We start from the raw sequence: 12,428 nt of genomic DNA, 5'->3' as shown, positions 1-12,428 counted from the left end.
AAACACAAATCACGTTTACCCATGTAAAGTATACGTTAATGATAGAACAATTCCTGCTACATCTTGTAAAAATTCGTATTCACATTTTCATCCTAACCCAAAACCCACTTTAATTAAAATAGATTAGAACGATGATTATTCATCAAAATACCGTCTTGCCCATTGAATAAAATACGGCCAATTTGGGCCATTGGTATGCCCTCCCGCATGTTGCCTAAACGCTATCTCACCGCTTAGCAATCCTGTTTCCTGTGGGGGCATTTCCATTGTTCCGTATCCTTTTTTACCCAGTAATTCGTATACAGGTGCAGCATACGCACCACCTAAAAACATACCTTTCGCATCCACCCACTGTCCTTCTACCTGCGGCGAACCTGAGCCAATAAATACAGGTCGAGGAGCGCAAAGCGCTACCAATTCATGCGCATCTACTGGCAAATCATTCGCGCCTAATGGTCCAGCATATTTAATAAAATTTCCTGCAAACCAATGGTAGCCGCCCGATGAAGCTAAATTTTCGATTTGTTCGCCAAATTGGCGACGCATTATTTTTGTACCACCATTGCCCGATGAACCAATAAAGCCCATTGAGAAGCGGGGTTCATACGCCATAGCTACCAACGCTGCCTTTCCGTAGCGCGATAAGCCTTCAATACACAGTTTCTTTGCATCCACCTCTTTATCTGTTTCATAATAATCGATGGCTCTACTGGCACCCCAAGCCCATGCCCGTAATGCTCCCCAATCGTCGGATTTCCGAAAAGCTCCTTTATTGCACAAGCCTATTATTCCTTGCGATAAACCTGCTCCATTATCGGCTTGGTAACTTGTTGGAACTAGAACGGCAAATCCCCAACCTTGCTCCAATAACTGCTCTTGCCAAGCTTTCCCTTTCGGTTGCATATTTTCAGGTACTTTAAATCCCTTCGGAAAAACAAAGCCAAACTCTGTTATAACCGGAACCAATTTTTCATGTACCTTCGGTAGTGTTAGTGTAAGTTGGATGTTTACCTCGATATCAGGATAGATGGAATTATCGACATGCCCGAGCAACGATTTTTCGACCGCTTTGATGGTTCCATAGCTGGTATCTTTAATGCTAATAATTTCCCAACGTACTTTTGGCGTCATTTTGGGTACTCTCCCATAAACTTCTTTGTCGTAATACTCCACAATTTCAGGTCTTCGCCGCTTCCACCATGTTTTAGCATCCGCTACTTTCTTGCCATTCGTAAGCCTGAGTGGATCGGGCAGTTTCATTTCTGAATCTACTTTCGTTTCATCGGTATTGGCAGCATTGGCATCGTTTGGATTTCCTGAAGGACCAGGACGTATGGAAGCAATGCCAAGCTGCTGAAGCATGTTCTTGTAATCCGTCTGGGTTATCCGCCAAATACTGTCTTGCTTTGCTTTTGAAAGCCCAAATTGAGCCTTTGCTGTTTGAACGTAGGTGAGAAAGGGGATCAGAAAAGCATATAGGCTCCATTTCTTTATTTTATTCCGCGTTATGATCGTTAAGCGTATCATTTCAATGCATTTAAGTAAAATCTCATTCAGAATTAAAATTAAATGAATCATCGCTTTTCAGTTAGAATAAATCGGCAATATTGTGTATCGAATGTTTAAAAGAAAAAACTAGAAGGTTTTAAAAGGGTTACAGGTCTAATTTTTCTATTTTTTTGCTGAGGAGGATTATCCATTTGCTAGCTTTTCCCATCATGCTTTATCGCTCTGATGTTAAAAAAAATACAGAATCTTTAAAATCCATCTTTTTATGCGCATGGGAGGTTAAAATATGAGTATCACTTGCCAATAAACATTCAAAATTATGTCAATCTTTGCCCTATCTTGGACACATTGAAATAGCGTAAACCGTTAAAAGATTTGAAGGAGTTGACGAAAACGAATTGAAATCGCATTAAAATACCCAACCAAAATGAAGGAAAAAATAAACAAATGGTGGATAAGTTGCAGCGCGTTACTGGCCTTCGGCCTTTCTGCTTCCGCTCAACAGCAAGACTACCCTATTCAGCCCGTGGCATTTACGAAGGTTCATGTACACGATAATTTTTGGCAACCAAAAATGGAGGTAAATGCAACTGTTACCATCCCGTATGTAATTGCACAATGCAAGGCAAACGGAAGAATGGACAACTTTTTAAGGGCTGGAAAAAAATTAAGTGGAGATAAAATGAGCGAATTTCCGTTCGATGATACGGATGTCTATAAAGCAATTGAAGGAGCTTCTTATTCGATACAAAACAAAAAAAATCCAAAACTCGAAGCCTATATTGATACCCTCATTACTATTATAGGCGCTGCACAGGAACCTGATGGTTATCTGTATACCTTTAGAACCGTTAATGCCAAAAAACCACACGAATGGATTGGCGCTAAACGCTGGGAAAAGGTACAAATCTTAAGTCATGAACTCTATAATTCAGGGCATCTGTATGAATCTGCAGTTGCTCATTATCAGGCTACCGGAAAAAAAACATTTTTGAACATTGCTATTAAAAATGCTGATCTATTGGTAAAAACTTTTGGTCCTGGTAAAATAGAAGCCTATCCGGGACATCAAATCGTTGAAATTGGCCTTTCTAAACTATATCGCATCACCGGAAATAAGAAATATCTAGCGCTCGCTAAATTTTTTCTTGATGTGAGAGGGCCCAATGGTGATCCCTACAATCAAGCGCACAAACATGTGGTTGATCAGCATGAAGCAGTGGGACACGCCGTTAGAGCTGCCTATATGTATACCGGCATGGCCGACATTGCTGCGCTTACCGGAGATACAAAATACCTTGCTGCCATTGATGAAATCTGGGGAGATGTGGTAAACAAAAAATTATACATTACGGGCGGTATTGGCGCAACGGGTGCTGGTGAGGCTTTTGGTGAAGCGTATCAGCTTCCCAATATGTCGGCCTATGCCGAAACCTGTGCGGCCATCGGTAATGTGTATTGGAATGAAAGAATGTTTCTTTTGCACGGAGATTCTAAATACATTGATGTATTGGAACGTACCTTATACAATGGTCTCCTATCAGGGGTTTCGTTAAGCGGCGATCGCTTTTTTTATCCCAATCCATTGGCTTCTATGTTTCAACACCAACGTAGTGCATGGATAAGCTGCGCTTGTTGTATCAGTAACATGGCCCGTTTCTTACCTTCTCTACCGGGATACGTGTATGCTCAAAATAAAAACGACTTGTATATAAACCTATTTATGGGAAATACCAGTAAAGTTGTGTTAGATGCTACTCCTGTAGAAATTACCCAAACAACGGATTATCCTTGGAATGGGGCGGTTGATATTGCTGTAAATCCAGAAAAAACAGCCAATTTTACCTTAAAAATTAGAATACCCGGATGGGCCAATGATGAAGCCTCTCCTGGTAGCCTCTATTCTTTTATCGACAAGAAACAGGAACCAATTTCTATCGCTATTAATGGCAAGAAAATTTCGTATACAACTGATAAGGGCTATGCGGTTTTATCACAGAAATGGAAAAAAGGCGATCATATAAACCTGATTCTTCCCATGGAAACGGAAAAGGTAATTGCCAATAGCCAGGTAAAAGATGATGCTTCTCGATTTGTATTGGAGCGTGGACCAATTGTATATTGTTTGGAAGGACCTGATAACAAAGATAGTTTGGTTCAAAATATCATGGTGGATAAAAATGCTGTAGCCAGCGCTAGTTATGATAAAAATCTTTTAAACGGCGTAGGTGTTATTAATATCGAAGGGAAAAGCACCAAAAGACAATTAAACAGCGACCAGCTTTTAGTCGTAGAACAAAATGTAAAAGCCATTCCGTATTATGCTTGGGCAAATCGTGGCCCAAGTGAAATGACCGTTTGGATACCGTATGAAGAATCTGCTGCAAAACCTAAACCTGCTCCAACTATTGCTAGCACAAGTACGGTTTCTGCATCGCTAAGAAACAAAAGAATGTTTTCGGCTATAAAAGATCAATATGAACCGGCCGACTCTAAAGATACGAACTTCCCATATTTACATTGGTGGCCAGCTAAAAACACCAAGGAATTTATTCAATATGATTTCACTTTGGCACAAACAATCAGCGAATCGAAAGTTTACTGGTACGATGATGGACCTTGGGGTGGTTGCCGCATTCCTGCTTCTTATAAATTATTGTATAAAAAGGGCGAAGAATGGCTTCCTGTAGAAACGCTTACACCTTATGAAATAAGCAAAGATAAATTTAACGTTGTTACCTTTAAACCTATAAACACCTCTGCTATCCGAATGGAAATTCAACTACCTGCAGAACATGCAACAGGTGTACATGAATGGTCAATAAAATAAACGTAAAAATCCATCTACCCCATCCCTATTTCATTCTGTTGAGATAGGGATTTTTTTTTCTTCAAAACCTTGAAGCTTAAATCTTCTAACCAAATCCCAAACAGCAGTCGCTTCACTATTTAGCATTTTAAATGCAAATCTGTTCTATAATTCTTTGCAAAAATTTGCTTCGAATTAAAAAATGAATGATAAAATTTTGCTAAAACATTTTACTGGTTAAAAAACGATTTGAATTAGGTAAAATCATCTGTATAATCAAAATTTTACAATAGTAAATTTATAAAAGCTAATACAACAATAAAAACTAATCAATAAACCAATGACTACTAACCTTACCAAAAGGCGAAGTAAAGAACTGATTATCATTATGTTACTAATGATACCATTTCTTACCTTTGCGCAAACCCGTGTTACAGGGAAAGTAACCGATGGGAAAAACCAGCCCATACCAGGAGCCTCGGTTAAACAAAAAGGAACCACAAACGGAACCTCTACAAATGAACAGGGAGTTTTCACATTAACATTAAGAGAAGGGTCATCAATGCTAAGCATTAGCATTGTAGGCTATAAGAGTAAAGAAGTTTCTGCGAGTGGAAAAACAACTATTTCAGTTCAATTAGATGAAGATGCCAGTGCCTTGGATGAAGTTGTAGCCATTGGTTACCAGAACATTCAACGGAAAAAAACCGCTGGAGCTATCGCATCTGTAAAAGGGAAAGATTTTGAAAACACCCCCTACTCCACTTTCGATGCGATGTTGCAAGGTAGGGTGGCAGGTTTAACCGTTTTAAGTACTTCTGGCGAGCCTGGCGGAAACAGTATTGTAAACATTCGTGGAGCAAGTAACGTAAACTTGGGTCAATCGACTTCACCTTTATACGTAATTGATGGCGTAATTTATGACGTTAATGATATCGGCTCTGCTTACGGAAGTAGCCCTTTACAAGCCATTAACCCAAATGATATTGAATCGGTTGATGTATTAAAAGATGCTTCTGCTTCTGCCGCATACGGTGCTCGCGCCGCAAATGGGGTAATTATTGTTAAAACTAAACGTGCGCAAGTAGGTGCTCCGCCACAAATTAGAATTTCGAGCTATTTCGGTATTGCTAACAAACCGGCTTTAAAACCAATTCAAACAGGTACCGCAGAAAGAAGATTGAAAATGGACCTTCTTTACGGAGGCAATGCGCTTTACAACAGCTTAGGAAATCTAGACATGATGTTAACCGATAGTTTGAATACAGCCTTTAACAACAATACAGATTGGCAAGGTTTATTCCTTCAAACAGGTAATATCAATAACATAGATGCGAGTGTTGCGGCTGCTACGGAAAAATTTTCATACCGTTTTTCATTCAACAGATACTACGAAGAAGGCGTAATGAAAGGGTACGACATTAGCCGTATAACGCCAAGCTTATTTGTACAGGTGTCTCCAACAAAAAATTTATTGGTCCAAACCAATTTATTTGTAGGTTTAACTAAAGCCAAACACGGGCAGGGTGACCAAAACAAATATCCTTTTACAACCTGGGGCTTCCCGTCTTCGTTTTGGAAAATAGGTCCTGATGAAGAGGCCTTATACACGGGCCGATACGATGAACTCCGCGATGACGACAGAACCACAAGTTTGAACGGAAACACCATGGCCCAGTACACTATTATTCCGGGTTTAAATTTCAAAAGTACAATCTCTTACAACATTTACAACAATACCAGAAGTTATTTCAAACCTAATTTATTAAGTGGAAGTGGACAAAATGAAGCCTATGGATGGGTTAATCAAACCAACCGTTGGGAGCTTGAAAACACCCTTAACTATGCAAAAAGTCTAAAAAGCGGTCATAACTTCAACTTTGTATTGTTACAAGGTATGGAGAAAAATGTGTCAAATAACACATATTCGAGTAGTATTGGAAACGCGGATGCTGTTAAAACCGTTGCAGGTATGGCATCAGGACCGAACTTATATGCTTCTAATACCATTCAAGAGCGTTCACGATTGTCGTGGATGGGTAGTTTTGTATACGATTATAAAGGTAAATACTTACTTCAAGCCGTTTACCGTGCCGATGCATCCTCAAGATACAGTGCCGATAAACGTTGGGGCTCATTCCCTTCTATTTCTGCCGGATGGAATGTTTCGGAAGAGAATTTTTTCAGTTCGCTAAAAAACACCCTTAATTATTTAAAATTCAGAGCAAGTTATGGTGTTACCGGTAACGATCCGGGTGCGTATTATGCACAATATCAATCCTTAATTGCCAATGCGAATTATCCGACTTCGGTTCTTGGAAATGGCCAAGGCGGAGCACAAACAACGTATAACGGGACTCAAATTTTATATCCTGATTACTACAGTCCAGCATCTTCAACTTCTATTAGCTGGGAAAGAAGTCCTCAGTTTAACGCAGGGGTAGATTTAGGTTTATTTAAAGACAGAATCTCTATAACCGCCGATTATTACATTCGCGATTCTAAAAGCAAAGTATTTGATGTAACTGTACCTCTCACAACCGGTTATTCGTTAACCTCTAACAATTATGTAGATGTACGCAACACGGGTATTGAGTTTAATTTAACTACCCGAAACTTAGGACCAAACTCTAAGCTTCAATGGACCACTAATTTTAACTTTGCGTATAACGATAACTACATCACTAAACTTCCGAACGGCGGAAGAGATTTCACCTTTGGACCACCGTGGTTACAACAAACTTTAAGTGTAGGCGAACCTTTATTTACTTTTAAAGTATGGGAAGTAAACGGCATTTATTCAACCGATGCAGATGTTCCGGTAGATCCGAAAACAGGTAGAAGAATTACCCAATTTGGAGGCAACCAGTTCAGTGCCGGTGACCCAGCCAGAGTGGATCAAAACGGTGATTATAACATCGATTACAACGATTACATTTCCTATGGAAACCCTAACCCAGATATTACCGGTGGTATGAACAACTCATTTTCATACAAAGGATTTTCGCTAGATGTGTTGGTTACCTTTATCAATGGTCGTAGTTTACGCAATGGATATCTTTCAGATAAACTTCAGGATGCAGGAACAAACAATCCCTATTTATTATGGGGTCCACGTTCCGGACCAGCTTCCAATTTCAACGTTGCTGATTTTTGGTCGCAACCCGGAGATATTGCCAAATACCCAGGATTGATAACCAATAACGTGGATAAATGGCATATTGGACAAAGTATGTACATTGAGGATGCCAGCTTTATCAGAATTAAAAATGTCCGATTGGGATATATGCTTCCTGAAAGATTGACCAAAAAAATCGGCATGCGAATGATTCGCTTTTATGGAGTATTAGACAATGTTAAAGTATGGTCTAACTCTACCGTTCCTGATCCAGAAGCCGTGGGTATTGATGGATATTCTGGAGGAAACGACTATCCAATTCCAAAAAAATACACCTTTGGCTTTGATTTAACCTTTTAATCCTACGAACATGAAAAAACTTACACTTTATATATGCTGCGCAATTGGGATTGGTTTGGTGAGCTCTTGTAAAAAGTTTTTAGACCAGCAACCCATTAGCGTATCAACCGATATTACTTTCTGGAAAAATGAAAGTGACGCAGATAAAGCAGTAGCCGCAGGTTATGCTTTAATTAGAAAAACACTTAATAAATCTAACGGACTGGCTTTTTATGCCTACGGCGATTTACCAACCGATGAGTTTGCTTCGGCAAATTCTTATAGATTTGACAACATTGCCCGAATAGAATGGGCCATTTCGGTTCCGGCTGCAGAAACGGGTGATCTAATGATGCAAATGAGAAGATACGATACTTTTTACAGCGCTATTGATCAAGCGAATCGTTGCATTAAATTCATCCCAACGATTCCAGACGACAAATTCGCATCTACAACGGTGAAAAACAACTATTTGGGTGAAGCGTACTTCTTAAGAGCCTTCAACTATTTTTACATGACCAGAATTTGGGGAGATGTTCCATTGGTTACAGAAACTGGAAACATTACACAAGCGGTTGATATTCCTAGAAGCAAAGCCGATGAAGTAATAGCCCAATGTATAAGCGATTTAAATACAGCCATTGGCCTTCTTACCTGGCAATACTCCAATTCAGGAAATAGAGCGGTAAGAGCAAACAAAGGTGCTGCTTATGCACTTTTAGCACACGTATATGCTTGGAAAGGCGACTACCAAAATTGCAATCTTACAATCGACAATATTATTTCGCAAAATTTTTATCAATACGTCAATAGAGATAATTATCTTTCTATTTATAAAGGAAAATCAACCGAAGGTATTTTTGAAATTGCACAAAGTGATGAGAACGAAGGCAGTACGGGTGGAATTGCAAATTACACCTTAAAAAATCCATATTTAACAACCAATACTGGAAATGCTATTTTTGGATTAAACACCAATACCCTCACTACCCTATTTAGCAATACTGCCGACAAGCGTTATACAACTGCATTTGCATTAACCAATTCAACAGATCCAATCTGTATCAAATATTCAAACATAACCTATGTTACCGGGCAAAATGTAATCACGCCTGTGGCTAAAAATAACATCATCATTTTTAGATTGGCCGATATAAAATTACTAAAAGCCGAGGCACTGGCGGCATTGAATCAATTTGATCAAGCTAAAACCGCATTAAATGAAGTTCGTGCATTGGCCGGATTAGGCACCTACACCGGAACCAATGATGCCTTGTTTGAAAGTATCATTGATGAAAGAGGGAGAGAACTTTTTCTGGAAGGTCATCGCTTTTATGATTTAGTACGATTAGGCAAAAAAACAGGTATCCTAAAATTCGGGGTTGAAAAAATGAACGCCTCTGATTTTGCTGCTGGAAAATATTACTGGCCTTTAGATCCTGCATTAATGAATATTAACAAAAAATTAACTCAAACTCCTTTCTGGAGCTCTAGGCTGTAAAGACATGAAAAATAAACTTTTGTATTTAATTATATGTAGCCTAGGGCTTGCGTATTATTCAAGTTGCAAAAAAAGTAATTACTTAACGGATGGAGGCCTGAGTGAAGCAAAAAGTCCATTAACTACATACGAATACTTAAAACAGCATAAATATCACCTGTTTGATACACTCATCATGGTTATTGATCATTATAACATGAAAGATGAAGTAAACGGTGCCGCTACCTTTTTTGCTCCCACAAATTATTCAATTAATAGATATATCCGATTGAAAAGAGATTCAGTACGATTAATTAATGAGAATAATACTTACACGTTAAATGATATGTATAACGACATAAAAGCCGATTCACTACGTATTTATTTATCAAAGGTACGTGTGGAAGTAAGCTCTGCGCCACTTGATCCTACTTTAGCAGCCAATGCAGCTAATACCCAAACGGCGTATCAAAAAGTATTGCAACCAAAACCTGGAGAATCCTGGTCTTCCAGCCCTATTTATTATCTCTACTACATTAAAGTTAGAGGCGGCTTAGATCCACCAAATTCAACAGCAGTTCCAAATGATCCAAACGTGGATATAAGAGCTCAATGTCAAACAACTGGAATTGAGCCTTCATCCGGAGGAATGCTACATGTTTTAAGTAATACCCATACATTCATCAGGTTCTAAAAAGAATCGTAACAGAAACAATCATGAAAAAAATATTCGTCCTTTCATCCCTATCTGTTCTTGCATTCGTGGGCATTTTAGTTGGTTGCAAAAAAATAGATAAGGGCTTTATAAGCGATTACATGTATTACAGTCCGAATCCGCTTATAGCTACACAAGGTAACGTGGTAAACTCAAAAGCCATTGAACTTGATGGCACCACCGGCCCTGTTAAAGTAAAGTTACTAGCCGTTAGAAATATGGATACCGGCCAGCCGGCCCCCGATATGTTAAAAGAGTTTACCATTAAACAATTTTTGGGTCAAATAACCAGCGCCGATTCTACGGTAGAACTTGTCAATAAAAAAATTGTACTTAAACCAGCACTTCCCTTAGAGGTGAGCGAAATTGGTGGTAGAATATCGTTATCGCAAGCAACGGCAAACGTAGCAACTGGGAATTATGTAATTGATGTACAAGTAACCAACATTAAAGGTAGCCGAGAAATTCTAAATGCCTGTAAAATACAATTATTACCCAAAGCGCATTATGCACTCGATGCTGGACCATTTTTTACAACATCTGATGCAACCGCAGAAACCGGTTTTAGTGCGCAAAGTCCCCTCCCTGTAACCATTACCTATGAGAACAACGGAGTAAACAAAATTAGATTTGTGTTTTTAGACAAGAACGGAACGGCCTTTAACCCTCTGGACGGACAAATTGTTACCAGAGGCGATAGAGGTAATTTTGCTCAAATGAATCCCTATTTTCCGTTGGTTAGAACCAGCACTGCTATGGAATGGGAATTTATAGACCTCCCGAATGGCTTCCCGATTAAAGATGGAGCAAACGGAACCGGAAATTACTATAGAATTCCCGCGAGATTTACGGTAGAAAATAGAAATGTTAACCCCGTTTTCTTTGGATTCAAAGCCCTTTCAGCGGGCACCTATACCGTTACCATTAAAATACCTAACATTACTAAAAAACCTTAATTCGGTTAATTCTCTAGAACCCAGATCGTCCTAAAAACGATTCTGGGTTTTCTTATATTTCAATCTACCCCGTCTTAAACACCCTACTTCTCCTGTATGAAATTCGTTGCCGAACCAAAAAAATTGCACTCACATGTTTACCAAAGGAGGCTAAGCGTGGCTTTTCTCTTACTACTATCCTGGTGTAATTACGCCCACAGTCAAGATACAACCCTCCCAAAAAAAGAACTCTATCTTCCTCCCAAAGTTTGGATGGTACCCGACGGAAATGATTACAACAACAACGAGAGTGAATACAGTTATAAAAGAATGATTCAATCCGATAATATCGCCATTTTTTGGTCTAAGGCGTTTGGAGATGACATTACTAAAAACCCCGATCCTGCCGTTAGACTTGACTTCGCTGAGGTTATAAAGGAATGTGATCGTTTTTACAATTTTTATGTGGATACCTTACATTTTGTGAAGAAAGGAAATTCGGTAACGGATAAATACAAATTGCTAATTTATGTTTACCAAGGAAAGGATAACACAGCTTATGGCGGTGGCGACGAGAAAAAAATCGGAATCGCCTGGACGCCTATTGCCCGCATAAAAAATGCTCCTTTTGGTGCTTTGGCGCATGAAATTGGCCATTCTTTTCAATATTTGGTCAATGCTGACGGAGCCTGGGGATTTACTTCAGCCGCAAAGGGCAGCAGAGGACAGTCTATTTTTGAAATGACCTCTCAATTTATGCTATGGCACGTTTATCCGGATTGGATGACCTTTGAAAATTATCATCTTAAAGATTACCTCAAAAAAACACATTATGCTTTCTTACATGAAACCAATCAATATCACTCTCCTTACGTTTTAGAATATTGGACAAATAAACATGGGATTACATTTGTGGGAAAACTATGGCAAAATGCAAAACAAGGTGAAGATCCGGTAATGGCTTATAAGCGAATAACCCATACCAATCAGGAAAAATTCAATGATGAAATGCATCAGGCTGCGACTAAATTTATAACATGGGATTTGGATCAGGCTCGCAAAGCAACAAAATCATACGCAAACCAACATCATACAGATTTGGATTCGTTAACAGATGGTTGGCTGCAGATAAAACCTAGCAATTGCCCTCAAAATTATGGTTACAATGGCATCCAACTAAAGGTACCTAATGCAGGAAACCACGTTAAACTACAGTTTAAAGGGATTGCGGGTGCCACGGGTTTTAGAAAGATTAATACGGAATTTGCCGGCTGGCGATACAGTTTTTTAGCCGTTAAAAAAGATGGTGAACGTGTATATGGCAAAATAAATGCTGCCAATGAAAGCAGTGTTAAATTTACCATTCCAAAAGATACAGACTACCTTTGGTTGATTGTTAGTGGTGCGCCTAGCACCCACTGGGAACATCTTACCGATGGAAAAGACGACAACGATGAACAATGGCCTTATCAAATAAAATTAACAGGCACTTCATTAGCCAAATAAACGTGTAGGTATTCTCT

7 protein-coding genes are annotated in these 12,428 nt (G+C 39.1%); 6 read left to right on the top strand and 1 reads right to left on the bottom strand.

Annotation, left to right across the window (positions count from 1 at the left end):
• Positions 1-135: 135 nt before the first annotated feature.
• Positions 136-1,527: a glucuronyl esterase domain-containing protein gene (locus ACJVDK_RS02600; protein ID WP_443938728.1), complete on the bottom strand. Its 1,392-nt coding sequence runs from the start codon at positions 1,525-1,527 to the stop codon at positions 136-138.
• A 409-nt stretch (positions 1,528-1,936) separates the two neighbouring features.
• Here ACJVDK_RS02600 and ACJVDK_RS02595 point away from each other — a divergent pair, with 409 nt between their 5' ends.
• The 6 genes from ACJVDK_RS02595 (at position 1,937) to ACJVDK_RS02570 (ending at position 12,411) form a co-directional block, all read left to right on the top strand.
• Complete coding sequence (locus ACJVDK_RS02595; RefSeq protein WP_443938727.1) at positions 1,937-4,339, top strand: glycoside hydrolase family 127 protein; 2,403 nt, start codon at positions 1,937-1,939, stop codon at positions 4,337-4,339.
• A gap of 376 nt (positions 4,340-4,715) precedes the next feature.
• Positions 4,716-7,796: a SusC/RagA family TonB-linked outer membrane protein gene (locus ACJVDK_RS02590; protein ID WP_443938726.1), complete on the top strand. Its 3,081-nt coding sequence runs from the start codon at positions 4,716-4,718 to the stop codon at positions 7,794-7,796.
• 10 nt (positions 7,797-7,806) lie between these two features.
• Complete coding sequence (locus ACJVDK_RS02585; RefSeq protein ID WP_443938725.1) at positions 7,807-9,276, top strand: RagB/SusD family nutrient uptake outer membrane protein; 1,470 nt, start codon at positions 7,807-7,809, stop codon at positions 9,274-9,276.
• Positions 9,277-9,280: 4 nt separating this feature from the next.
• Positions 9,281-9,949, top strand: a complete 669-nt coding sequence (locus tag ACJVDK_RS02580; protein WP_443938724.1) for a hypothetical protein — start codon at positions 9,281-9,283, stop codon at positions 9,947-9,949.
• Positions 9,950-9,972: 23 nt separating this feature from the next.
• Positions 9,973-10,926 carry a hypothetical protein gene (locus ACJVDK_RS02575; RefSeq protein WP_443938723.1) on the top strand — a complete coding sequence of 318 codons (954 nt, stop codon included), beginning with the start codon at positions 9,973-9,975 and terminating at the stop codon, positions 10,924-10,926.
• A 156-nt stretch (positions 10,927-11,082) separates the two neighbouring features.
• Positions 11,083-12,411 (top strand): DUF6055 domain-containing protein, encoded by a 1,329-nt coding sequence (locus tag ACJVDK_RS02570; protein ID WP_443938722.1) that lies wholly within the window; start codon positions 11,083-11,085, stop codon positions 12,409-12,411.
• Positions 12,412-12,428 lie beyond the last annotated feature (17 nt).

It is taken from the genome of Pedobacter paludisoli (genome assembly GCF_052344095.1).
Taxonomy (GTDB): Bacteria; Bacteroidota; Bacteroidia; order Sphingobacteriales; family Sphingobacteriaceae; genus Pedobacter.
The sequence above is the reverse complement of the archived record's forward strand: the minus strand, read 5'-3'. Positions and strand labels throughout refer to the sequence as shown.